Annotated in this window: 20 protein-coding genes; 9 read left to right on the forward strand and 11 right to left on the reverse strand. The window is 72.2% G+C overall.

Features of this window, described 5'->3' with window-relative positions; all coding sequences use genetic code 11:
• Positions 1 to 3 precede the first annotated feature (3 nt).
• Both ABZ459_RS26075 and ABZ459_RS26080 read left to right on the forward strand, forming a co-directional pair.
• Positions 4 to 1605, forward strand: a complete 1602-nt coding sequence (locus ABZ459_RS26075; protein ID WP_357975085.1) for an IucA/IucC family protein — start codon at positions 4 to 6, stop codon at positions 1603 to 1605.
• Between the two features lie 104 nt (positions 1606 to 1709).
• Complete coding sequence (locus ABZ459_RS26080) at positions 1710 to 2795, forward strand: PAS domain-containing protein (protein WP_357975089.1); 1086 nt, start codon at positions 1710 to 1712, stop codon at positions 2793 to 2795.
• Here ABZ459_RS26080 and ABZ459_RS26085 read toward each other — a convergent pair.
• The 3 genes from ABZ459_RS26085 to ABZ459_RS26095 all read right to left on the reverse strand — a co-directional run bounded on the left by ABZ459_RS26085 (position 2781) and on the right by ABZ459_RS26095 (position 5882).
• Positions 2781 to 3545, reverse strand: a complete 765-nt coding sequence (locus ABZ459_RS26085; protein WP_357975092.1) for an SDR family oxidoreductase — start codon at positions 3543 to 3545, stop codon at positions 2781 to 2783. The genes ABZ459_RS26080 and ABZ459_RS26085 overlap by 15 nt on opposite strands.
• Positions 3546 to 3559: 14 nt before the next feature.
• On the reverse strand, positions 3560 to 4669 hold the full coding sequence (locus ABZ459_RS26090; protein ID WP_357975095.1) for an alanine racemase: 1110 nt from the start codon (positions 4667 to 4669) through the stop codon (positions 3560 to 3562).
• A 244-nt stretch (positions 4670 to 4913) separates the two neighbouring features.
• Complete coding sequence (locus tag ABZ459_RS26095; RefSeq protein ID WP_357975098.1) at positions 4914 to 5882, reverse strand: endo alpha-1,4 polygalactosaminidase; 969 nt, start codon at positions 5880 to 5882, stop codon at positions 4914 to 4916.
• Between the two features lie 159 nt (positions 5883 to 6041).
• On the opposite strand from ABZ459_RS26095, the gene ABZ459_RS26100 reads away from it, so the two are divergent.
• From ABZ459_RS26100 to ABZ459_RS26110, 3 genes are read left to right on the forward strand one after another with little or no spacing between them, the layout of a single operon-like run.
• A complete protein-coding gene (locus tag ABZ459_RS26100; RefSeq protein WP_357975101.1) occupies positions 6042 to 7328 on the forward strand; it encodes an ABC transporter substrate-binding protein in 1287 nt (428 codons plus the stop codon).
• Positions 7325 to 8245: a sugar ABC transporter permease gene (locus ABZ459_RS26105; protein ID WP_357975104.1), complete on the forward strand. Its 921-nt coding sequence runs from the start codon at positions 7325 to 7327 to the stop codon at positions 8243 to 8245. The genes ABZ459_RS26100 and ABZ459_RS26105 overlap by 4 nt, the downstream gene beginning before the upstream one ends.
• Positions 8242 to 9057, forward strand: a complete 816-nt coding sequence (locus ABZ459_RS26110; protein ID WP_357975107.1) for a carbohydrate ABC transporter permease — start codon at positions 8242 to 8244, stop codon at positions 9055 to 9057. The genes ABZ459_RS26105 and ABZ459_RS26110 overlap by 4 nt, the downstream gene beginning before the upstream one ends.
• Here ABZ459_RS26110 and ABZ459_RS26115 read toward each other — a convergent pair.
• The 3 genes from ABZ459_RS26115 to ABZ459_RS26125 form a co-directional block, all read right to left on the reverse strand.
• Positions 9047 to 9877 (reverse strand): SMP-30/gluconolactonase/LRE family protein, encoded by an 831-nt coding sequence (locus ABZ459_RS26115; protein WP_357975110.1) that lies wholly within the window; start codon positions 9875 to 9877, stop codon positions 9047 to 9049. The genes ABZ459_RS26110 and ABZ459_RS26115 overlap by 11 nt on opposite strands.
• 188 nt (positions 9878 to 10065) lie before the next feature.
• Positions 10066 to 10824: an IclR family transcriptional regulator gene (locus ABZ459_RS26120; RefSeq protein ID WP_357975113.1), complete on the reverse strand. Its 759-nt coding sequence runs from the start codon at positions 10822 to 10824 to the stop codon at positions 10066 to 10068.
• A 142-nt stretch (positions 10825 to 10966) separates the two neighbouring features.
• The gene (locus ABZ459_RS26125) at positions 10967 to 12061 is read right to left on the reverse strand and encodes a sialidase family protein (protein ID WP_357975115.1); all 1095 of its coding nucleotides are present in this window, start codon (positions 12059 to 12061) and stop codon (positions 10967 to 10969) included.
• Positions 12062 to 12239: 178 nt separating this feature from the next.
• Here ABZ459_RS26125 and ABZ459_RS26130 point away from each other — a divergent pair, with 178 nt between their 5' ends.
• On the forward strand, positions 12240 to 13646 hold the full coding sequence (locus tag ABZ459_RS26130; RefSeq protein WP_357975118.1) for an NAD(P)/FAD-dependent oxidoreductase: 1407 nt from the start codon (positions 12240 to 12242) through the stop codon (positions 13644 to 13646).
• On the opposite strand, the gene ABZ459_RS26135 is transcribed toward ABZ459_RS26130, so the two are convergent.
• The 4 genes from ABZ459_RS26135 to ABZ459_RS26150 form a co-directional block, all read right to left on the reverse strand.
• Positions 13634 to 14044 (reverse strand): STAS domain-containing protein, encoded by a 411-nt coding sequence (locus tag ABZ459_RS26135; RefSeq protein WP_357975121.1) that lies wholly within the window; start codon positions 14042 to 14044, stop codon positions 13634 to 13636. The genes ABZ459_RS26130 and ABZ459_RS26135 overlap by 13 nt on opposite strands.
• A gap of 126 nt (positions 14045 to 14170) precedes the next feature.
• Positions 14171 to 15169 carry a hypothetical protein gene (locus ABZ459_RS26140; RefSeq protein ID WP_357975124.1) on the reverse strand — a complete coding sequence of 333 codons (999 nt, stop codon included), beginning with the start codon at positions 15167 to 15169 and terminating at the stop codon, positions 14171 to 14173.
• A complete protein-coding gene (locus ABZ459_RS26145; RefSeq protein ID WP_357975126.1) occupies positions 15166 to 16335 on the reverse strand; it encodes a hypothetical protein in 1170 nt (389 codons plus the stop codon). The genes ABZ459_RS26140 and ABZ459_RS26145 overlap by 4 nt, the downstream gene beginning before the upstream one ends.
• A 105-nt stretch (positions 16336 to 16440) precedes the next feature.
• On the reverse strand, positions 16441 to 17736 hold the full coding sequence (locus tag ABZ459_RS26150) for a cytochrome P450 (RefSeq protein WP_357975128.1): 1296 nt from the start codon (positions 17734 to 17736) through the stop codon (positions 16441 to 16443).
• A gap of 204 nt (positions 17737 to 17940) precedes the next feature.
• Here ABZ459_RS26150 and ABZ459_RS26155 point away from each other — a divergent pair, with 204 nt between their 5' ends.
• From ABZ459_RS26155 to ABZ459_RS26165, 3 genes are all read left to right on the forward strand, one after another.
• Positions 17941 to 20133, forward strand: a complete 2193-nt coding sequence (locus ABZ459_RS26155) for a transglycosylase domain-containing protein (RefSeq protein ID WP_357975130.1) — start codon at positions 17941 to 17943, stop codon at positions 20131 to 20133.
• 227 nt (positions 20134 to 20360) lie between these two features.
• Positions 20361 to 21332, forward strand: coding sequence for a LacI family DNA-binding transcriptional regulator (locus ABZ459_RS26160; protein WP_357975132.1), 972 nt, complete (start codon positions 20361 to 20363; stop codon positions 21330 to 21332).
• Positions 21319 to 22566 carry a serine/threonine-protein kinase gene (locus tag ABZ459_RS26165; RefSeq protein ID WP_357975134.1) on the forward strand — a complete coding sequence of 416 codons (1248 nt, stop codon included), beginning with the start codon at positions 21319 to 21321 and terminating at the stop codon, positions 22564 to 22566. The genes ABZ459_RS26160 and ABZ459_RS26165 overlap by 14 nt, the downstream gene beginning before the upstream one ends.
• 38 nt (positions 22567 to 22604) lie before the next feature.
• On the opposite strand, the gene ABZ459_RS26170 is transcribed toward ABZ459_RS26165, so the two are convergent.
• The gene (locus ABZ459_RS26170) at positions 22605 to 23969 is read right to left on the reverse strand and encodes a cellulose binding domain-containing protein (RefSeq protein WP_357975136.1); all 1365 of its coding nucleotides are present in this window, start codon (positions 23967 to 23969) and stop codon (positions 22605 to 22607) included.
• Positions 23970 to 24038: the final 69 nt, after the last annotated feature.

Genomic DNA, 24038 nt, shown 5'->3' on the forward strand with positions numbered 1-24038 from the left:
TTCATGCGGCATTCTGCGGCGCGGTTCGCGAGGGAACTGGCCGCCGTGCGCCCGGACCTCACGCCCGGCTACGCCGCGGCCCTGCCGGGGGCGCGGGCCGCCGTCATGGGACGGCTGTGGCGGGGCCTGCTCTGCGAGCCCCTGCCGGGCCTCGCCGAGCCGGTCGCCGTGGGTGCCGACCTGCGCGTACGGCTCTCGGACGGCCGCGAGCTGACCGGCCGGGCCCGGCTGCCGTACGACCTGGCCGACGAGCCGGTGCTGCGGCTGGACGGCGTCCCGTACACGGACCCGGCCGAGCTGCTGGCGGCGCTCGGCCTGCCCGGCGCGGCGGGGCTGGTCGCCGACCTGGACAACAGCGTCGCCTCCCTGGCGTTGTCCCGGGCGGGCGCGGCCTCCCCGCTCCGCGAGCCGGGACCGGAACGGTACGAGCAGAGCGTGGTCGACGGCCATCCCTACCATCCGGGCTGCCGCAACCGGCCGGGGGTGTCGGTGGCCGAGCAACTGGCGTACATGCCGGAGCACCGGCCCGTCGTCGCGCTCGACCTGGTGGCGGTGCCCGCCGCCGAATGCCTGGTCACCGGGCCGTGGCCGGGCTCGCTCATGGACGGCGACCGGCTGCTGCTGCCCGTCCACCCCTGGCAGACCCGGCACGTGCTGGCCGGGCTGGGGGTGCACCCGTACGCGATCGGGGCGTTGCCGTGCCATCCGCTGATGTCCGTACGGACCCTCGCGCCCCTGGACGGCGGCCCGCACCTCAAGACGGCGTTCACCACCCGGATGACCTCCGGCGTCAGGGACATCTCCCCCGGCTCGGTACGCGACTGCGTCCCCCTGTCGGACCTGCTCACCGCCCTGTCGGCGCGGCTCGGCGGACGTCCGCGCATCGCCCGCTACCTGTCCGGCGCCGCGGGGGCCGTGCGCGGCGAGCACACCGCCGACCTGTCCGTCATGCTGCGCGATCCGACGCCCCGCGTGCCCGGCCACACCGTGCTGCCCGTCGCCGCCCTCACCGCCCCCGCCCAGTGGGACGCGCCACGAGGCGAGCGGGCCGGCGAGTGGCTGGCGGCCTTCGCCGGCGCGGCGACGGCGGCGGCGCTCGGCCTGCTGGCCCTCGGGGTCGCGCTGGAGGCCCACGGCCAGAACCTGCTGGTCGTGCTGGACCGGCGGGGCCGCCCGGTCGAGCTGGTCTACCGCGACCTGGCCGACGTCCGGATCAGCCCGGCCCGGCTGGCCCGCAACGGCTTCGGGACGCCGCCCGTCAGCCCCCGGCTGCTCAGCGACGACCCCGGCGTCCTGCACGCCAAGCTGTTCGGCTCGCTCGTCGGCACCACCTTCGGCAGTCTCGTCTCTCTTCTGGGGGAGGGCGACCGTACCGCCGAGTCACGTCTGTGGGCCGTCGTGGCGCGGGCCGCGCGGCGGGCGTTCGACGCGCTCCCCGACACCGCCGACGTGCGCGCCGACCGCGAGGCCCTGTTCGGCGAGCGGATCCGGGTGAAGGCCCACCTGCTCGCCCAGCTCGCGGGCGCCCCGCCCGGCGACAGCTGGACGACGCTGCCCAACCCCCTCACCCAGGGAGCCTGCTGGACCCTCGCTCACGCACGGTGAGCGCCTGGCTCTTTTCCCGCAGGAGGAGGAGTATGGGGCATGCAGCCGGACCCTGCGGCGCGTCGATCTCCGATCACGCAGAGTTCAGGGAAGGAGCGAATCCGATGATGCAGCTCTCAGTACGGCTCGTGCCCGTGGGCGACACCACCCTGGTGGTCGCCCTGGCGGGCGAGCTCGACTCGACGACCAGCCCCATCCTGGCCGCCTTCCTCGACCCCCTGCCGCGCTCGCGGGTGAAACACGTGATCGTCGCGGCGGGCGACCTCTGGTTCTGCGACCTGAACGGCGTCGAACAGCTGGCGATCACCCACCGCGCCATGTTGGAGAAGGGCGGCCACCTGGCCGTCGCCGAGGCCCAGCCCGCGCTGTGCCGCCTCATCGCGCTCATGACCGAGCACGGCGGCACCGCGATCCCCCTGTTCGGCACGATGCCCGAGGCCCTGGCCGGGACCGGCGTCGAGATCTACGAGCAGACCGGCCCGCCCAGGCCGGTCAACCGCCATCTGGCCTGCTTTCGCCGGGCCCGCGACCCCCGCTCCGAGCAGCACCACGGCACCCGCCGACTGCGGCCGCAACGGGACGAGACGCCCATCACCCCCGACCGCCAGGAGAACCTGCCGCCACCCGGCCGCTGGTCCGCGATCGTCGGCCGGCTGCGCTCGGCCAACGCCGATTTGGAGCGCGCGAACGACGAGCTGCGCTCGGCCAACGCCGAGCTGCGCCACGCCAACGACGCGCTCACCGCCCGCGCGGCCGAGCTGCGCCGCGCCAACGACGCGCTGGTCGCCCGCGCGGCCGAGCTCGACGCGGTCGGCCGGATCACCGCCTCGCTGCTCCACGGGCTGGGCGACGCGGTGGTGGTGCTCGACGCCGACATGCGGGTGCTCATCTGGGGGGCGGGGGCCGAGGAGTTGTGGGGGGTGCGGGCCGGCGAGGCGGTGGGGCGTCCGCTGGCCTCGCTGGGCACGGGGCTGCCGGTGGAGCGGATCGTCCCGCTCGTCCGGGACACACTGGCCGGGGGCACGACCAGGGCCGGAGCCAGGAGGGTCGCGCTCGACGCGGTCAACGGCCGCGGCCGGCCGACGCAGCTCACCGTCGAGCTGTCCCACCTGCGTACCGACGACGACTCGGGGCACGGCCTGATCATCGCCATGAAGGTGCCGCGCCCCGGCGACTCACATGATCGCTAGCTGACCGCCGTCGATCACCAGCTCGGTGCCGTGGACGAACGCGGCGTCGTCCGAGGCGAGGAAGGCGTAGGCGGCGGCGACCTCCTCGGCGAGCCCGGCCCGGCCCAGCGGGATGTGGTCGCGTTCGTAGGCGGAGACGAAGTCGTCGGCGAGCCCCGACGAGATCGAGGCGTTCAGCGGGGTGCGGATGTAGCCGGGGCACAGGGCGTTCACCCGGATGCCGTGCTTGCCGAGCTCGACGGCCATGGTCTTGGTCAGCAGCAGCACGCCGCCCTTGGAGGCGTTGTAGTGGGCGTAGTCGGCCTCGCCGCCGAGGCCGTTGGTCGAGGACATGTTGAGTATCACGCCGCCCGTCCCCCGTTCCACCAGGTGGCGGGCGACGGTCTGGGCCATCAGGAACATGCCGCGCAGGTTCACCGAGATGATCCGGTCCCAGTGGTCGGGGGTGATCTCCAGGAACGGCTCCCGCCAGGCGGTGCCGGCGTTGTTGACGAGCACGTCCACGCCGCCCATGGCCTCGATCGCGCCCGCGACCAGCCGTGCGACGTCGTCCGCCGAGCTGACGTCGCCGGCCAGGCCGCTCACCTCGCCGAGCGGCGCGAGCTCGGCGACGGCGCGCCCGACCTCGTCGCCGTCCAGCCCGGTGAGCACCACCCGCGAGCCCTCCTCCAGGAACCTGCGGGCGGTGGCGGCTCCGATGCCGCTGCTCCCGCCGCTGATCAGCACCCGCTTCCCGGCCAGTCCCCGCATGACGCCGTCCTTCCTCAACGCACCGCGCCGCGTGCCGCGACGCGCAGACCTGTGGTGACCTGCCCGTTCTGGACGCCGTGCGCGACGTCGAAGAGGTTCACGACCGAGCAGGCGTGGCTCGGGACGAGCTGCACGCGCGTGCCGACGGGCAGCTCCCCGACGTGCTCGGGGTCGAGGCGGGCGACGGCGTGCTCCTCGTTGAGGAACACCATGTGCGCGTACGGCCGCCCGGCCACCCTGATCCAGTCGGGCATGCCGCTGCCGTCTGAGGCCAGGCACTTGGTGCCCGCGTCGAACACGACCCGTTCCGGCGTCGGCCTGGCGATCACGGTGGCCAGCACGCGGGCCGCCGTGGTGCCCTCCGTGGCCACGCCGAGCCGCATCATCGAGGCGTCGTTGAAGATGTAGGTGCCGGGCCGGATCTCGGTCACCCCCGCCACGCCCGCCACGTGCCGGGCGGTGGGGGTGCAGCCGACGCTGATCTCGCGCAGCTCGATGCCGTCGCGGGCGCACAGCTCGGCGGTTGCCACCAGGTCCTCGCCCTCCCGGCGGGCGGTCTCGGCCAGCTCCTCCGGGCTGCTTGCGTGGTACGCGTGCCCGGCCAGGGTGAGCAGCCCGACGACGTCCACGCCGGGGACCAGGGCGATCTCGGTCACCAGGTCGGCGGTGGGACGGCCCGGCGGGCGGCCCAGCCGGTGCTGGCCGGTGTCCACCTCGACCAGCACCTCGATCGGCGGCCCCGGCAGCCGGCCGAGACCGGCCGCCACCTCCGGCGAGTCGAGGCTGACCCGCACCCGGGCCCGCTCGCGCAACGCGGCCAGGCGGCGCAGCTTGGCCTCACCCCAGATCGGGAACGCGAGCAGGATGTCGTCGATCCCGGCGTCCGCCATGATCTCGGCCTCGCCCAGCTTGGCGCAGGTGATGCCGGTCGCCCCGGCTTCGAGCTGCAGCAACGCCAGCTCGGGCATCTTGTGGGTCTTGACGTGCGGACGCAGGCGCACGCCATGCCGTGCGGCGGCCTTGGCCATCTCAGTGACGTTGTGTCTGACCACGTCGAGGTCGATGACCAGCGCGGGGGTGTCGATCTCGGGGTACATGCGTGGTTCGCCCCTCTCGAAGGTCATCAGAAAATAGCATTGGTTCCGTATCCCGCACTACCATTCCGTCAAGCGGAACTAGACGGCCATGTCAGGGCCTTCGGAACTGCATTCTGTGACGAGGAAAGAACCCGATGCGCGACCGTGGAGCAGGAAGGCCTCCAGAGCGTCGCACGGCCGGCCACCCGACGCGTAGGGGGTGCCGCGGCCCGGCGAACGGCCGCGACACCCCCCAAGGGTCCCGCTCAGCCCGTGACGGGCAGGGCTCCTGTTACTTGCACGGCTTGTACGGCGTGTCCTTCAGCGAGTAGTCCACGGCCTTCTTGATCGCGTTGATGCCGAGCTTGGCCGCCTTGGGGCAGAAGGACGACGGCGCCGTCTCGTACTCGACCTGGAACACCGGCTTGCCCGCCTTGACGAAGACGCTCAGCTGACCGCACTCGTCGTACTGGAAGCACTCCTCGTTGACGGCGTAGTCGAAGCTGGACACCAGCTCGGCCGCCTGGCTGAGGTCGTTCTTGAGCGCCGCGGACAGGCCCTTGCGGTGGGCCAGGTCGGCCAGCGCCTTGTTGTAGATGAGCTGGGTGGCGGGACTGACGGTCCAGCCGGTGACCGACTTGCCCTCTTCGTGGGCGTTGACGACGTCGAACTCGACCCCGTCGAAGCCGGCCTGGGCGCACTTGTCGACCCGGGCCTCCATCATCTTCAGCAGGAAGTCCCGCTGGCCCTGGTCGTTGTTGATGTTGGCCCAGCGCTCGTTGGGGAACTCGGCGCTGAACGGCTTGCCGAGCAGGGAGTTGCCGTGGCTCTTGTGCCAGGCGACGAACTGCTGGTAGTCGGGCCGGTACTCCTCGATCGAGCCGGCGTCGACGTAGCAGACGGCCTTCGCGCCGCGGGCGTGGACGGCCTTCACCGCCGCGGTGTTAAGCGTGGTGTTGTTGCCCACCACGTCGCCGTCGGCGTAGAGGTCGATGTCGAACACCGCCGGCCTGACGCAGGCGCCGCCCGACTGGGGGGCCACGCAGATGTCGACGTTGACGCCGCCGGTGGCGGCGTACTTGGCGTTGCCCTGGAGCTGGTACTGCCAGCGGCTCTGCAGCGGCGGCTTCCACGGTCCCGCCTGCGCCGTCTCCGCCGTCTCCGCCGCCTCGGCCGTCTGGGCCGTGGCCGGGGCGGCGAGCACCGCGAGCGGCGCGCAGCTCAGGGCCGCGACCGCGGCCAGCCGGACTAAAAGGGTCAAGGTTCGCACGTTCGCGCCCTCATTCCGTCTAGTGGAACTCTAGTCTGCATCGTGGATGCGTGACTATACTCGCCGCACGCAGCGGGCCGCCACGCCCGCCGTGCTCTGTGGAGGGAACCCCATGGCACGACCCATTCACCACATCCGTGAGACCGCCCGATGAGGCCCCGTACGACCCTGGCCGTCGTCGCCCTGGCTCTGGCCGCGGCGAGCTGCGGCGGCGGAGGACAGGAACGGGCGAACGGCCCGGTCGAGATCACCATCTGGCACGGCCAGGAGGACACCTCGGCGAAGTCGATCGAGAAGCTGGTCGCCCGGTTCAACCAGAGTCACCCCGACATCAAGGTCAGCACCGAGTCCGGCGGCGCGACCGCAGACGGCATGCTACCCAAGATCACTGCCGCGCTCACCTCGGACGCCTACCCCGACATCGCCTACCTGTACGGCTCCTGGGCCCCCAACGTGGCCAGGAACCCCAAGACCGCCGACCTCACCTCCCACGTCAAGGACCCGACCGTCGGCTGGGACGACTTCTGGGCCAACGAGCGCGAGGCGGTCACCGTCCAGGGCAAGGTCATCGGCTTCCCCGCCGTGGTGGACAACATGGTCGTCCTCTACAACAGGAAGCTGCTGGCCAAGGCGGGCGTCAAGGCCCCCGGCCCCGACTGGACCTGGGACGACTTCCGCGACATCGCCAGGAAGACCACCGACGCCCAGCAGGGCGTCTTCGGCACCACCTGGGCGATCAGCGGCGGCGAGGAGGCCGTCTGGGGGCTCTGGCCGCTGCTGTGGCAGGCGGGCGGCGACATCCTCACCCCCGACCACAAGAAGTCGGCGTTCAACTCCGCCGCCGGGCAGCAGGCGCTCGGCCTGATCCGGGGCATGGCCGTGGACGACAAGTCGGTCTACCTCGACTCCAGCCCGGCCGAGAAGGGCCAGAAGCTGTTCGAGTCCGGACGGCTGGCCATGTTCCTCTCCGGCCCCTGGGTCCTGCCCGACCTCCAGGCGGCCAAGGTCGACTACGGCGTCGCGCGGCTGCCCGGCACCAACGGCAACCACGAGACCGTCTCCGGCCCGGACAACTGGGTGGTGTTCGAGCACGACGAGCGCCGCGTCAAGGCGGCGACCACGTTCCTGAGCTGGCTGACGGCCGCGGAGCAGCAGCTCGTGTGGATGAGCGACACGGGCTCGCTGCCCATCAGGGAGTCGATCACCAAGCTGCCCGGCTACCAGGACTATCTGCGGAAATACCCGGGCATCGAGGTGATCTCCGGGAACCTGGCCAACGCCAGGCGGGTCAGGCCGCCGACCACCAAGTACCCCCGCGTGTCGTCCTTCGTCGCCGAGGCCATCGCGCAGGCGCTGCTGGGCAAGGCCGACGCCAGGACCGCCCTGGACGAGGCCGCGGCCAAGTCCGACGCGGTGCTGGCGGTGCCGGGCTCATGAGCAGCGCCGCCGTCGGCGCGCCCGCCGCCCGGCACGCCAGGAAGGGCCGCGGGCTCGGCGACCACGTCGCGGGCTGGTCGTTCGCGGGCCCCGCCACGCTGATCATCCTCGGGTTCGCGCTGGTGCCGATGGCGTGGGCGCTGGCGCTGTCGTTCACCGACTCCGACCTGATGAAGACGCCCGAGAACGTCGGCCTGGACAACTACCGGGCGCTGTTCCAGGACCCGGTGTTCTTCCAGGCGGTGCGCAACACCGGGCTGCTGCTGGTGCTCTACATCCCCGCCTCGCTGGTCTTCGGGCTGGTGGTGGCGGTGCTGCTGAACAGGAAGGTGCGCGGGATCGGGTTCTACCGGACCGCCTTCCTGGTCCCGTACGTGGCCTCGGCCACCTCGGCCGGCCTGCTCATGGGCTACATCTTCGACCGCGACTTCGGCCTGATGAACGGCGTGCTCGGCCGGCTCGGCCTGCCGCTCCAGGGCTTCCTGAGCAGCCCGTCACAGGCCATGTACGTGCTCACGCTGATCTTCTTCTGGACCAGGTTCGGCTTCGCCGTGGTGATCTACCTGGCGGCCATCCAGGAGATCGACAAAGCGGTGCTGGAGGCGGCCTCCATCGACGGCGCGGGGCGGTGGGCCACGTTCCGGCACATCATCGTCCCGTCCGTACGGCCGATCACGGTCTTCCTCGCGGTCTGGGGCGTGATCGACGCGCTGCAGTTCTTCGACCTGGTCATGACGACCACCCAGGGCGGCCCGGCCAGCGCGACCGTGACCATCGTCTACTACGTCTGGCAGCTCGCCTTCCGCTACTCGGCCGCCGGGTACGGCGCGGCCGTGGCGTACACGCTGTTCGCCGGGACGCTGCTGCTGATCGTCGTGGGCCTGGTGGTCGCGCGGCGGAGAGGGGCCGTGCGATGAGGCGACGCCTGCCCAGCAAGTGGCACCTGGTGCTGGCACCGATGTCGGTGGTGACGCTGCTGCCGTTCGTGTGGCTGGTGCTCAGCTCGGTCATGACGCAGGCCGAGCTGAACAGGTTCCCGCCGCCGATCCTGCCGGAGGGCATCGACCTCGGCGGCTACCGCACGGTCATGGAGCGCTCCGAATTCCCCCGCTGGTTCCTCAACAGCGTGCTCGTGTCGAGCGCGATCGTGGCGGCCCAGGTCGTGCTCTGCAGCATGGCCGGGTACGCCTTCGCCCGGATCCGGTTCATCGGCTCCCGGCTGACGCTGGTCCTGATCATCGCGACCGCGCTGATCCCGTTCCAGCTCACCGTGATCCCGACGTTCCTGATGTTCAGCCAGGCCGGGCTGGTGGACACGCTCGGGGCGCTGGTGGTCCCGCAGCTCAGCTCGTCGGTCGGGATCTACCTGATGACGTCGTTCTTCCAGTCCTTCCCGAGGGAGCTGGAGGAGGCGGCGCGGATCGACGGGTGCACGCGGGTCGCGCTGTTCTTCCGGGTGGTGCTGCCGGTCGCCAAGCCGGCGCTGGCGGCGCTCGCCGTGATCACGTTCATCACGGCCTGGAACGACCTCTTCTGGCCGCTGGTGGTGATCAACTCCGAGGCGAACTACACCGTGCAGGCGGGGCTGACCACGTTCCAGGGCCAGCACCGGGCCGACTGGCCCGCGATCATGGCGGGCACGGTGCTGACCACGCTGCCGGTGCTGGCCGTGTTCCTGTTCGGCCAGCGCCGGTTCGTGCAGGCGCTGACCGGGGCGGTCAAGGGGTGAGGCCGCGGTAGGGATTGGCGGGCAGGCCGGTGTGGGGCGTGCGGCAGCGCCACAGCTCCCCGCCGGCGCCGCCGTCCCAGGCGGTGGTCACGTAGAGCACGTCGAGGTCGGGGCCGCCGAAGGCGCAGCTCGTCACGTTGGCCGCGGGGACCTCCACGGTGAGGTCCGTACGCCCGTCCGGCCGCAGCCGTACCACCGCCGCGCCGCCCCACAGCGCGACCCACACGTGGCCGGCGGCGTCCACCGTCAGGCCGTCGGGGCCGGGGAGGGCGGCGAACGGCCGGCGGCCGTCGAGCGTGCCGGTCGCCGGGTCGTAGTCGAAGACGTCGATCCGGTCGGTCGCGGTGTCCACGTAGTACATCAGGCGCTCGTCGGGGCTCCAGCCGACGCCGTTCGAGATCGTGACGCCGTCCAGCACCTTGTCGCACGTACGGTCCTGGGCCAGGCGGTAGAGCGAGCCCGCGCCGGGGGTGTCGTCCTCGGCCTTGGTGCCGGCGAAGAAGCGGCCCGCGCGGTCGCAGGCGCCGTCGTTCATCCGGTTGCCCGCGGGCTCGGGCGGCCGGGCGACGAGCTCGGTGCGGCCGTCCGCGTGCCGGGCGAAGCCGTCCCTGAGGGCCAGCATGAGGCCGCCGGAGGCATGGGGCACGGCGACGCCGACCGGCTGCCCCAGCTCGATCGTCTCCCGCTCGTCGCCGGCCGGGTCCAGCCGGTGCACGTGGCCGGCGGGGATGTCGACCCACAGCAGGGTGCCCGTGGCGGCGTCCCACCTCGGGCCCTCCGCGAGGGTGGCACGGGGGACGGGGACCTTCTCCAGCTTCATGCCCTGTGTCCTTCTGGTCCGTGATACGGAATTGGATTCCGCATTCTTTCCGACCGTAGCCGGTCGGGGTCCCTTTTGGGGAGAGGGGGACGAGCCGGCGCCACCGTACGGCGGGGAGCCGAGAGCCCGGCGCTGCGGGGTGCCGGGGGGCGGCGGTGCGGGGGGCGGCAGGCGGGGTGTGGGTGGGGTCAGACCTGGGCGGAGATGGCGCGGCGGAGGCCGTGGCCGACCTCTTCGAGGCGGGCGACCGACATGCGGTCCTTGATCGCGGTCACGCTCACCGCCGCCACCGGCGCGGTCTTGCCCAGGAAGACCGGCGCCGCCACGCACCGCACGCCCGGCTCGTTCTCCTCCAGGTCGAGCGCGTACCCCCGCTGCCTGACCTGGTCGAGGTGGACGGCCAGCTTGGCGGGGTTCGTGATGGTGTTCCTGGTCCTGGCGGACAGCGGCCCGTAGCGCTCGGCCCACGCCTTGACCGCCTCGTCCGTCGGGTACGTCCAGGCCAGCAGCGCCTTGCCCACCCCCGTGCAGTGGGCCGCGTTGCGCCCGCCAACCACCGAGGTCATGGTGATCGACCGCACCGCCTCGACCTTGTCCAGGTAGACGACCTCGCCGCCGTCGAGCATGGCCATGTGCACGGTCTCGGAGAACTCCTCGCTCAGCCGCAGCAGCAACGGCCGGACGAGCGTGCGCAGGTCCATCGTCTCGTAGAACCGGAAGGCCGTGGCCAGCATCTCGGTGCCGAGGAAGTACGGCCCGCTCGGCTCCGGCTGGGCCGCGAAGCCCCGGTGCTTCAACGCCCCGAGCAGGCGGTGGAGCGAGCTCTTCGGCAGCCGCAGCCTGGTGGCCAGCTCGTCGAGCGTCACTCCCCTGCTGTGTCTCCCGATCTCCTGCAGGATCAGCAGGGCACGATCGACGCTCCCCACAGGGGACTGGGTCTCAGCCACTGAACTCTCCCTCGCCTGTTCCGCTGATCGGAATGCTAGCGCGTAATGCGGAACACTCCGCACACGCGGTCGCACAGTGGTTGTCTCAGCGTAGTCAGCACAGCCCTGTGTCAGCACAGGGCTCAGGGAAAGGAACGGGCGGCTACGCCCGGCGGGGGTCGAGCTCGGCGACCGGGAGGCGCCGGAAGGCGATGCTCTCGTACGGCCCGAAGTCGCCGGTCTCGAACAGCAGCCCCACCGTGTCGTCGTCCACCCTGACCAGGTCGGAGTAGGCGGCGGGCAGGCCCGACACGGTGTGCACGGGATGCCAGGTGACCCCGGCGTCGGCGCTCGCCCGTACCGTCATCAGCGCCCGCGCGTCGGGCGCGGCCGGGCCGGAGAACAGCAGCACGCCGGGCGGCTCGCACCACAGCACGCTGCCCTCCACCACCGGCCCCACCAGCCCGGCCTGCGGGCGGAAGGGCAGGTCGAGCCGCTGGCCGCCGTCGGAGGAGCAGGCGTCGGCGCGGGTGCCCGGCGCGGCGGAGTCCGTCCTGGCGTTGAGGTAGAGGCGGCCGTCGGGCAGCTCGGTCGCGGTGGTCTCGTTGACGTTGACGTAGCCGTCGGGGTTGTCGTCCACGTAGCCGATGCGCCAGGTACGGCCGCCGTCGTCGCTGAGCAGCGCGTGGCCGCCGTTGTACCGGCCCTCGGTGCCGTCGTCCGAGCCGGACGGGGGCAGGGAGTGGTTGCCCGGCACCACGACGCGCCCGCTCCGGAGCCGGACGGCGTGCCCGGGGCCGGTGGCGTACCAGCGCCACTCGGGGCGCTTGACCTGCGCGGTGATCTCGCGCGGGGCCGGCCAGGTGACCCCGTCGTCCGTGCTGACCTGGACGAACACCCGCCGCCCCGCGGCCGCAGGCACCTGGCCGCGCCTGATCTTCTCCTCCGTCGCCGACGGGCCCTGCCGGACGGTGACGAGCAGGATCCGGCCGTCGTCCAGCACCACGGGCGCGGGGTTGCCGACCGTGCCGCGGTTCGGTTCCGTGGCGACCACCTGGAGCGGGCCCCACGTCAGGCCGCCGTCGGACGACCGCCTGAGCACCAGGTCGATGTGCCCCGAGTCCCCGGCCGACCCCCGCCGCCCCTCGGCGAAGGCCAGGACGGTCCCCGCCGCCGTCACCACGGCGGCCGGGATGCGGAAGGTGTGATAACCCTCGGACGCCGCCCGGTACACCACGGACGTGGGGTGCGCAGTCATGCGGGCACGCTAGGCCCTCGGGGTTAACGCCGCCCGACCACCGGCGGAACATCTCCGGCACCGGGCCTCTGCCTGGGCTTTCCGTTGTCCCCCGAAAGGGTTGCGGCCCGTGGCCGACGCCGCCGCCTCGGGCGGGACATGAAAGAGTGCGAATCGACGACGAGTGTGGGGAGGCAGCGTGGCTGAGGAGTTCGACGTCATCGTGATCGGGGCCGGTCCGGCGGGCGAGAACGTCGTCGCGCGGGCGGTGCGCGGCGGGCTGAGCGCCGCGATCGTCGAGGAGCGGCTGGCCGGCGGCGAGTGCTCCTACTGGGCGTGCATCCCGAGCAAGGCGCTGCTGCGGCCGGTCGACCTGGCCGGCGAGGTGTCCCGGGTGCCCGGGCTCTCGCTCGGGCCGATCGACGTGGCCGCGGTGCTCGCCCGGCGCGACGAGGCGGTCTCGCGTTACGACGACTCAGGGCAGGTGGGCTGGGTCGAGGGCGTGCCCGCGGAGTTCGTCCGCGGCAGGGGGCGGCTCGACGGCGAGCGGCGGGTGGTCGTCACCACCCCCGACGGCGGCGAGCGGGTGCTCACGGCCCGGCAGGCGGTCGTGCTCGCCACCGGCAGCACGGCGGCGGTCCCGCCGGTGCCGGGCATGGCCGAGGCGAAGCCGTGGACCAGCCACGAGGTCACCGCCGCGAAGAAGGTGCCCGAACGCCTGGTCGTGATCGGCGGCGGCGTGGTCGCCTGCGAGATGGCGCAGGCCATGCACGGGCTCGGCGCGCGGCAGACGACCGTGCTGGTGCGCGGTGGCGGGCTGCTCGGCAGGATCGAGCCGTTCGCGGGCGAGCTGGTCGCGCGGTCGTTCGGCGAGGCGGGCATCGACGTGCGCCTGCACACCGACGTGGTCAGGGTCGAGCGGCCCGAGCCGGGCGGCAAGGTGACCGTGCACCTGTCGGAGGGGCCGCCGCTGGAGGCCGACGAGCTGCTGGTGGCCACCGGCCGCAAGGTCGCCACCCGCGGGGTCGGGCTGGACACGGTCGGACTGCCCGACGACGCGCCCGTCGAGGTCGACGACAGCATGCGGGCCACCGGCGTGCCGGGCGGCTGGCTCTACGCCGTCGGCGACGTCAACGGCCGCGCGCTGCTCACCCACATCGGCAAGTACCAGGCCAGGATCTGCGGCGACGTGATCGCGGCGCGGGCGCACGGCGACGACCTGCCCGCCATGCGCGACCTCGCCGACGGCTTCGGCGTGCCGCAGGTGGTCTTCACCGACCCGCAGGTCTGCGCGGTCGGCCGTACGGAGGCCGAGGCCAGGAAGGCCGGCTTCCGGGTGCGCGCGGTCGAGTACGACCTCGGCGCGGTCTCGGGCGCGTACCTGCTGGGCGACGGCTACCGGGGCCGGGCCAAGGCCGTGGTGGACGAGGACAGGAAGGTGCTGCTCGGCGTCACCTTCGCCGGTCCCGGCGTCGGCGAGCTGCTGCACGCCGCCACGATCGCGGTCACCGGCGAGGTGCCGCTCGACCGGCTCTGGCACGCCGTGCCGTCGTTCCCGACCGTGAGCGAGATCTGGCTGCGGCTGCTGGAGACCTACGGCCTGTAGGCGACGTCCGACGTCCCCCCGGGCCAGGGCGGGGGGACGGGCGGCGGGATGGTGCCCACCGTCAGCTCCGCCACGGTTTCGTCGACGCTGCCGCGCAGCTCGACGTGGGAGAGCAGGTCCGTCAGCCGCAGCACCGACAGCAGGTGGTCGGACGGGCTGACCACGATGATCCGGCCGCCCGGCTCCGCCTCCATCCGCTGGATCGCCGTGGCCAGCACGCCGATGGCGGAGGAGTCGTAGAAGACCAGGTCGGCCAGCTCGAAGACGAGGACGGGACCGGGCGACCAGTCCCACACCGTGTTGATGTGGGCGCTGAACCGGACCCGTCCCGCGTGGTCGAGCTCGCCCGTGGCGCGCATGACCGTGCACTGCTGATGCCGGATCGTCTCGATGCTCAAACCGTTCCCGCCCACCCATGACAACTGCCCTCAGAGCGGCGTTATCACAGGTGATCGCCAGTTTTCCCGCCAAAACGGCGGACTTTCACCGGCTGTCGCAGGTCACACGGGTCAAGGAAGCTCCCGCTAGTCCGAGGTGCCGGACTCCAGCGTCGGCAGGACACCCGGCACCCGCTCGATCACCACGAGGAACGGCGAGACCGTCGGGCTCGGCAGGACGAGCTCGGTGACGTTCCCGTGGACGGTCTGCCCGAAGGGCCCGGCCACGCCGTCCCTGAGGCTGTAGACGCGCTCCACCGTGGGGGCCGCCGTGCCGAGGAGCTTCCTGGTGGCGTGCCGCAGCCAGCGCAGCTCGCTGTTGACCCGCCGCCAGGTCGCCGGGATCATGCTGGCCGCCTCCGCCTTCGTGCCCAGCCGCAGCGTGATCCGCCCGCTGGCCCCGAACGTGTCGCGCAGCACCGGGTTGACCAGGAACATGCCCGACCGCAGGACGCGCACGCCCTGCCGGTTGACGTTGGCCAGGCCGCCGCCGCTGATCAGCGAGGACAGCTCGCAGCGGGAGCCGTCGAGCGTGTCGGGGTCGTAGTCGACGGCGGGCGGCTCCTCGAACACGATCTTGTCCAGCCGCAGCCCGGCCGCCCCGTCGGCCTGGACCCTGCCGGACAGGAACGTGCGCACCTCGTCGCCGACGCCGTCGCCCTCCATGATGTCCAGGGCCTCGACGCAGATCAGGCCGTCGTCCGGGATCTCCTCGGGGGTCAGGTCGAAGGCCACGCGGGCGTGCGGGTTGCGGCCGCGCAGCAGCACGCACTGGCGCAGGCGTCCCTGGGAGCGGATCTGGACGCATCGGGGCGTCGTGAAGTCGGGGCCCGTCCTGCCGGTGTGCCAGCCGCTGACCGACCGCTCGTCCATGGACAGCGACATCTGCACCCGCAGCGGCCGTCCCTGCGCGGACACCTTGAAGCCGACCAGCCCGGACGTCTCGAACCTGCCCACGATCTGGCTGCCCCGGTGCAGCCGGTCGATCACCTGCAGCGCGGGGAACCGCCCGCTGGTCACGTGGGCGGGCGGGATCGCGGGCAGGATCACCGGGTCGAGCTCTGTGCTGGGTCCTGTTCCGGTCATCGGGCGCTCCTCGCGGGGGTCAGTGTGGCCTTGGCCAGGTCCTGGAAGTCGAATCGGGTGAGTACGGGGTCGCGGCGCTCCCACATGCGGCGCACCGCGTCGAAGAGCGGGTCGCCGTCGCGCTCCGCGTGCCGCAGGGCGACCGCCAGGGCCCGCGGATAGTCGGGGCCGAGCTCCCAGCGCGGCAGGATCTGGGTGGGCACGTCGGCGCCGCAGCGTCGCAGCCACAACCACAGGCGGGCGCGCTCGCGCTGCTCCGGGCCGAGGATCGTCTCCGCCTTGCCGTGCACGGCGACGGCCTCGCCGAGCCGGTCGCGCAGCTCCTCCGGCGTGCGCGCGAGGTGGGTGGCCCCGCAGGCGGCGCCCTCCGACCAGCCGGCCTGGATGACGGGGACGCCGAAGGCGGGCAGGTCGCTGCCGCCGAACGTGACCGCGACGTCGGTCATGCTCCACAGGATGTTCGGCGACAGCAGGCCGGAGCGCAGGCGGTCGAGGAACAGCCAGTTGGCCGACTCCTCGGCCTCCGCGTACCGCTCGGCCTCCTCGAACAGCTCGGTGTCGCGGCCCGGCATGTGGCCGAACACCGTGACCGTGGGCCGGCCGGGGTCGAGGCGCAGCCTGGAGCAGCCGTAGAGGCGGAGCTGGCGGCGTTCGGTGTCGGTGCGGACCTGGTAGCCCTCCTTGGCCCGCCAGGCCGTACGCTCGGCGCTCGGCCGGATCGCCTCCCTGTTGGGCCAGACCTGGCGTTCGAAGAACTCCGCGACCCGGCCGGGCAGCTCCTCGCCGAAGGAGACGGGGGTCTGCCCCGGGAACAGCGCGTACGCCTGCAACGACCCGGTGCCGTGCACGTGCACGACCGGGATGTCGGTGCGCACGCCGGGATCGATCCGGCTGGTGACGAGCGCGTCGGGCGGCCCCAGATCGGCGGCGGCCCCGAACGCCTCGGCCAGCGGCCGCCACCGCGGGTCGGTGAGCACGACCAGCCGGGCCGACAGCAGCCCGCACACGGCCTTGGCGACCAGGACGGTGCGCACCACCACCCGGACGTCCTCGTCGAACGCCTCGGCCACCACGCAGCCCGTGTCGCCCGCGCCGTCACCCCAGTACGCCCTGGCGGCCGCGACCAATTGATCGACCTGCTCCTCGTCGTCCACGACACGACGCATGAAACCCTCCACCAAGGCCGGAAGAATCGCCCTGGTGAACGTTGCCAGACCCTCGCGCGCGCACCCGCGCGACAACACGCTTCTTTGCCCGGCGCTGGCCGAATCTCAGACGGCCTCGACCTGGTCGATGACGAAACGGCTGTTGGGGATGGCCGGGGCGCGCCACGACGGCATGCGCAGGTCCTGGGCCGGCACGCCGTACGTCATCCAGCGGGTCAGCGCGGTCACCGCCAGCTTCATCAGGTCCACGGTGATCCACTCGCCGGGGCACCGGTGCCCCTCGTAGTGGTCGCCGCCGCCCTGGGGGACGAAGTCGTACTCGCCGCCGTCCCATTCGGCGAACCGTTCCGGGCGGAACTCGCCGGGGCGGTCCCACAGGCGCGGGTCGTGGTCGATGCCGTACAGGTCGAGCAGCGTCCGCCGGCCCTCGGGGAAGTGCTCGCCGTTCCAGGTGAACGGCTTGGCCACCTTGGCGGCGACGAACGGGAAGAACGGATAGAACCGGCGTACCTCCTGGACGAAGTGCTCGACGAACTGCTCGTCGCCCTCGCGGACGCGCTCGTAGTACTCCGGGTGAGCGTGCAGGGCCATGGCCGCGAACGTCACGAACCTGGCCACCGCCACCGTGGGCCGCAGCACGTTGTGCAGCTCGACGGCCGCGGTTCTGGCCGGGAGCAGGGTGCCGTCGGGGTCGCGGTAGCCCGCGATCAGGCCGGTCACCGTGCCGGCGAAGCGGCCGGGGTCGTCGCGGGCGAAGCGGATCAGGCCGGACAGCCACAGGTCGCCCTTGATCCTGGCGTACCGGCCGCGCAGGTAGCGGGCGCCGAGCCCGCCCGCGCCCTCTATGGCCGCCTGGAGGGTGGCGGTGACCTCGGGCACCCGCGCGGGCGGCAGCGGCACGCCCGTCCAGTCGCAGACCGCCTGGCACAGCAGCCTGCTGACCTCCTCGTACAGGACGACCCGCGGCATGCCCTCCCAGGCGCGGATGCGCTCGCGCCAGCGGCGGCCGGCCAGCTCCGCCAGCCGGTCGCGGCCCTCCCGGCCCATCAGCGACATGAACATGGCCTTGCGCGCCCGGTGGGTCTCGCCGTCGAGCGCCTGCACGCCGTTCCTGCCGAACAGCGTCGCCTGGAGCCGCCGGGGGGCGGCGCCGTCCCGGACGAACAGCTCGGAGTCGTAGAAGACCTCGGCGGCCTGGGCGCCGGTCATGCAGATGGTCGGCTGGAGCAGGAGCCGCGTCTCGAAGACGTCGGAGCCGAGCCGCCGCGCCCGGTCGCCGATGAAGCGGTACGGGTCGAGCAGCACCGTCAGGGTGTCGTCCAGGACCGGCCTCCGGCGGGGAGCGGTGACCGGCTCACGGACCCGCGCCTGCTCGCGTGGCAACACTCGGTGAGAAGTCATGACCACGCCCTATCCCCGCAGACCCACAGGAAACGAATTCGACGGGAAACCCGGCGAACCAAATCCCGTGCTTCGGCGTCTCACCCGGGGTAGAAGCATCCACCGCCGGCGCGCGCTTCGTCTTTTTACAGAGAGCAGGTCATGGGCGGGTTTAGGATGCACCCAAAAGCCGAGATGGGGAGGTTTTTCCGCATGGGTTCCCGAATGTCGAGCATCGTGCGCCTGACCGGGGCTGCGATGGCCGCGGGAGTGGTGGCCGCGGCCATCGCATTGCCGGCGGTCGGCGGCACCGGAGCGATGTTCGTCTCGGCGTCCGAGGAACTGAACATCAAGCCGGAAGACCTCAAAGAACCGCCGCTCGCCGAGAAGACGACGGTCCTCGACGCCAAGGGCAACCAGATCGCCCAGTTCTACGAGGAGTACCGCGAGAACGTCTCGCTCGACCAGGTGGCCGACATCATGAAGACGGCCATCATCTCCATCGAGGACTACCGCTTCTACGAGCACGGCGCGATCGACATCGAGGGCACCGTGCGCGCCCTCGCCAAGAACCTCAGCAGGGGCGGCATCGCCCAGGGTGGCTCCTCCATCACCCAGCAGTACGTCAAGCAGGTGCTGCTCAACTCGGCCACCACCGAGAAGGAGAAGAACGCGGCCCTCGAAGCCAGCTACGCCCGCAAGCTCAAGGAGCTGCGCTACGCGATGGCGGTCGAGGAGAAGTACAGCAAGAACGAGATCCTCGGCAAGTACCTCAACATCGCCTACTTCGGCGCCGGCGCGTACGGCGTCGAGGCGGCGGCCAAGCGCTTCTTCGGCGTGTCGGCGGCCGAGCTGACGCTGTCCCAGGCGGCCACGCTGGCCGGCGCGGTCCAGGACCCCAACCGGACCGACCCCAACCTGGGCAAGGACTCCCGCGCGCAGCTGCTCACCCGGCGCAACGTGGTGCTCGACCGGATGCTGGAGCTCAAAAAGATCACGCCTGAGCAGCACGAGGAGGCCAGGGCCAAGAAGCTCGGCTACAAGGGCACCCCGCTGCCCGGCGGCTGCGGCGCCAGCCAGTACCCGTACTTCTGCATGTACGTGCGCAACGAGATCCTGAGCAACCCGGCCTTCGGCAAGACCAAAAAGGCCCGCACCCAGTTCCTCAACCGGGGCGGCCTGGAGATCAAGACCACGATCGACCCGAAGATGCAGAAGGCCGCCGAGGAGGCCATCAAGAAGCACGTCTACGCCTCCGACAACCCGGTCGCCTCCGAGGCCCTGGTCAAGCCGGGCACGGGCGAGATCAAGGCCATGGCCGCCAGCCGCAAGTACGGCAACTCCAGGCGCAAGCACGAGATGTCGTACAACGTGGTGGCCGACGCGGTGCACGGCGGCGGCGTCGGCTTCCAGGCCGGCTCGACGTTCAAGACGTTCACCCTGCTCACCGCGCTCAAGCAGGGCATGAAGATCAACGACGGCTTCAACGTGGGCAGCGGCTACACCGCCCCCAACTACTGGGCGTTCAAGAACTGCAAGGGCCAGAACGTCGGCGACCCGAGCCACACCGTCACCAACGACGAGGGCGGCGGCGGCTTCAAGTCGCTGGCCACCGGCACCTGGGGCTCGGTGAACACGTTCTTCATGACGCTGGAGCAGAAGGTCGGCCTCTGCAAGGTGGTCGAGACCGCCAAGTCGCTCGGCATCAAGCGCTCCGACGGCGGCAAGCTCCAGGAGTTCGAGACGTTCACGCTCGGCATCAACGAGATGGACCCGGTGACCGTGGCCACGGCCTACGCGGCGATCGGCGCGCGCGGCAAGTACTGCCCGCCGACGGCCATCACCCAGATCACCGACCGCAACGGCAAGGTGACCGAGTACAAGCCCAAGTGCACGCAGGCGTTCGACCCCGAGGTCGCCGACGCGGCGGCGAACATCCTGTCCGGCGTCTTCACCAAGGGCACGATGCGCGCGGTCGGCGGCATCGGCCGTCCGGCGGCGGGCAAGACCGGCACCACCGACGACCAGGCCACCGCCTGGTTCGCCGGGTTCACCCCCGACCTGGCCGGCGCGGTCAGCATCGGTGACCCGCGCGGCTCGACGACCCACAAGCTGAACGGCATCACCATCGGCGGCCGGTACTACTCCTCGGTCTTCGGCGCCTCGATCCCCGGCCCGATCTGGAACGCCACCATGAAGGCCGCGCTCAAGGGCACCCCGGCGACGGCCTTCACCCCGGTCGACTCCTCCCGCTTCGGCGGCTGCGGCCAGGGCTGTGCCCCCCGCAGGCAGGAGCCCGACGACAGGGACCAGGGCTTCACCGACGTCAACCCCAACCCCGACGGCGACTTCGGCCCCGGCCAGGGTTACCAGAACGGCGACGGCAACGGTCACGGCCGCGGCCGTGGCAGGCGCTAGGGACAGGCGACAGGGGTATCCGGCGCGTCCCGGATACCCCTAACGGATGGTCAATATGCCGTGATCCACCTGCGGCGGGAAAACCTCCGGCGGTGACCACCGCCCCCACCTGAGCAGATTCGGCGGGCGTCCGCACACGCGGGCGCACCCCCTGCAAAGGCCCTATTAACAGCGGCGAAACATTGGTAACGTGGGAGCGCTCCCAGGATCTTTCCGCGAGGTGCTCCATGACCGAGCAGCCCACACTGGCACAGGTGGCGGCCGCTGCAGGGGTTTCCCCCGCGACCGCATCTCGAGTCCTCACGGGCTCGGTGCGGGTCAGTACCTCGACCCGCCGGCAAGTCTACGACGCCGTCTCCCGCATGGGCTACGTCCGACAACGCGCGCCCAGGGGCAGCGCCGCCAAGACGCTGACCGACGGCGTCACGGCGGTGATCTGCGACCATCTCCCCCGCCTGTTCTCCGAGCCCTACTACGCCAGGCTCCTGTCCGCCGCCGGAGCGGTGATCGCCGAGCACGGCACCCACCTCATGGTGACGACCGTGACGCCCACCTCCTCCACGCTCCCCTCGCTCTCGGGCGCCGTCCTCATCGTCGGCGCGCGCGAGCGCCATCCGCTGGCCATCAAGCTGTCCACCGCCGGCATCCCGGTCCGCAACATCGGCCGGCCGCCCCACGACCTCAAGCTCCCCTACGCCGACGTGGACAACCTCGACGGCGGCCGGCAGGCGGCCGAGCACCTGCTGTTACAGGGCCGCAGGAACGTGGCGGCCATCGGCGGCCCGCCCTCCCTGCCCGCCGCCCGGGACCGGCTCGAAGGGCTCGTCCGCACCCTGCAGTCGGCCGGCGCCCCCGACGTGCCCGTGGCCTACGGCGACTTCACCGCGGCCTCGGGCACGCACGCCATGCAGTGGCTGTTACGCCACGCGCCCGGCCTCGACGCCGTCTTCGTCGCCTCCGACCTGATGGCGGCCGGCGCGATCCAGGCCCTGCGCCGAGCCGGGCGCAAGGTGCCCGCGGACGTCGCCGTGATCGGCTTCGACGACGCCCCCGTGGCCCGGCACACCGTCCCGGCGCTGACCACCATCCGCCAGCCCGTCGAGGAGCTCGCCACGGTCGCCACCCGCCTGCTCCTGACCGGGGCGACGGGGATCGACCCCGTCCTCCCCACGGAACTGGTCATCCGTGAGTCAGCTTGAACCGGGGGACGTGCTGGCCCGGCGGTACCTGCTGCTGGACCCGCTGGCCCACGGCGGCATGTCGGTCATCTGGCGTGCCTTCGACCAGTCGTTGCAACGGCTGGTCGCGGTCAAGGTGCTGACCGCCTCGCTCCACACCGACCACGGCGAACGCGTCCGGGTGCGCAGCGAGGCCCGCGCCGCGGCCCGGTTCATCCACCGGGACTCGATCGAGATCTACGACTACGGCGAGACCGTCACCGCGAAGGGCGGCGTGGCCGCGTACGTGGTGATGCCCCTGCTCGACGGCACCCCGCTGGCCGAGCGCATCGCCGAAGGGCCGCTGCCGTGGACCGAGGCGGCGGCCATCGCCCTGCGGCTGGCCCGCGTGCTGATGGCCGGGCACGCCCGCGGCCTGGTCCACCGGGACGTCACCGCCGAGAACGTGCTGCTCACCGCCGACGGCCCCAAGCTGCTCGACTTCGGCATCGCGGCCTGGGCAGGCGACCCCGACGACGACCGCGGCACCCCACCCTACGTCGCCCCCGAACGCCTCCTCGGCGCTCCCACCCACCCGGCCGTGGACGTGTACGCCCTGGGCGTGCTGCTGTTCGCCATGCTCACCGGGCGCACCCCGTACCCGGAGACGACCTGGGAGGAGATCGAGGCGGCGCGCCGGACCGATCCCCCGCCCCGGGTGACCGGCGTCCCGCACGGCGTCGCCTCGCTCTGCCAGAGCTGCCTGGCGCACCTGCCCGAGGAGCGGCCCACGGCCGAGGAGATCGTCGCCGCGCTGACCTCGGCGCTCGGCACGGCCGGGGTCGCCCGGCAGGTGCGGCGCGGGCTGACGGTGGCGGGGTCGGCGCTGCTGGCGCTCACCGTGCTGCTGTGGTTCCAGCGGTCCGAGCCGGAGCCGGTGCTGTCGCCGCAGGTCACACCCTCCTCGGTGCGGTCCCCGGCGCCGTCTTCCGCGCCGCCGGCCTCCCGGGCCACGTCGGTCACCGTCGAGCAGGCCGTGGACGGCTTCCACGACTCGCTCGAAGACGGCGAACCGTGCGACGCGACCGACGCGGACGTGGTGCTCGACCTCAAGCAGGTGCTCGACTCGCTGGTCCGCGGCCCCGCGGTCACCGGCACGGCCGAGGTGCGGCGCAAGGTCGCCGACCGGGCCAGGGAGGGCCGCCTGGCCCCCGCCTGCCGGGCGGAGCTGGAGGCCAGGCTCAAGGTGATCGACCGGGCCATGAAACCCGGCTGAGGGGTACGGCGGGATCCGCACCCCTCACGACCGCCGGGTCAGGCGCAGGCGTACCCCGAGGGCACCCGCGTGTCGCCGTCGGGCCGGCCGGCCTGGAAGCCGAACGTCGTGCTCGCGTTCGGGGCCAGGGTGCCGTTGTAGGGGAGGTTCCGCACGGTCACGGTGCCGCCGGTGACGGAGACGTTCGCGCCCCACGAGCCGGTGATCGTGTGGCCCTGCGGGAGCGTGAAGGTGACGGTCCAGCCGTTGAGGGTGGCGGTGCCGCGGTTGGTGACGGTGACCGGCTGGATGACGTAGCCGTTGCTCCAGGCGTTCTGGGTGGTCGCGGTCACGGCGCAGCCGCCGCCTCCGCCGCCGCTCTGGGTGGTGACCGTGACGGCCGCGGACTCGGGTGAGAGGTTGCCGGCGCCGTCGCGGGCCCTGACGCGGTAGCGGTAGGTCGTGGCGGGGGTCAGGCCGGTGTCGGTGTAGGAGGTCGTGGCGCTGGTGCCGACCGGGGTGAAGGTGTCGCCGGTGGCGCGCAGGATGTCGTAGCCGGCGAGGCCGCTGCCGCCGGTGTCGGTGGAGGCGCCCCAGGTGAGCGTGGTGGCGGTGGCGGTCGTGCCGGCGGCGGCCGGTGTGCCCGGCGTGGTCGGCGGCGTCCGGTCGGTCGTGCCGCCGCCCGAGCCGAAGGAGAAGGAGTCCACGGCCAGCCCCGCGCCGCCCACCCAGGGCTCGAACCCGGCCTGGACGCTGGTCAGGTACCACGACCGCTGGGCGTAACCGCGGCCGACGGCGTCGGAGTAGAAGGTGTCGACGGCGAAGTCGAGCGAGGAGGTCGCCGAGGTGCGCACGTAGGAGACGACGTTCCAGCCGATGTTGCCGTACCAGACCTGCCAGGTGCCGCCGGCCAGGGTCGCCGTGCCGACCTGGGAGCCGACCGGCTGGATCGGGCCGCGCTTGTTGAGCCAGATCATCACCTCCGCGCCGGTGTTCTGGCCGTCGGTGCGCGGGGTGGGGTCGAACCAGATGTCGTAGGCGGCGTCCCAGGTTCCGGCGGCGGGGTAGGTCATGGCGACCGTGGACCTCAGCGCGCCGAAGCCGGGCGAGTTCGCCTGCGCGGGCAGGCCGCTGCCGGTGGTGCAGGCGGCGTAGTGGCAGCCGGCGTAGACGGCCGGGTAGGCGGCGGGGGCGCCGTTCGTGGCCTTGTCGTGGTCGGACCGGGTGACGGTGAAGCCGCCGTTGCTGTTGACGTCGACGCACTGCGCGGTGTCGGCGCCCCAGACGTTGTTCATGACGATGTAGCGGCCGTTCTGGACGGTGGTCGAGCCCCACTTCTCGCACAGCACCGGGGCGGCCTGCGCCGGTGCCGCGAACAGGCCGGCGCCGAGTAACGCCGCGACGGCCAGGATGATGATCTGCACGCGCCTCATGGCATGTTGCTCCCGCTTCTCTGGTCGAGGGAGGTGCTGGGAGCGCTCCCATCATCCAGC

The organism is Nonomuraea sp. NPDC005692, assembly GCF_040631115.1.
Taxonomy (GTDB): Bacteria; Actinomycetota; Actinomycetes; order Streptosporangiales; family Streptosporangiaceae; genus Nonomuraea.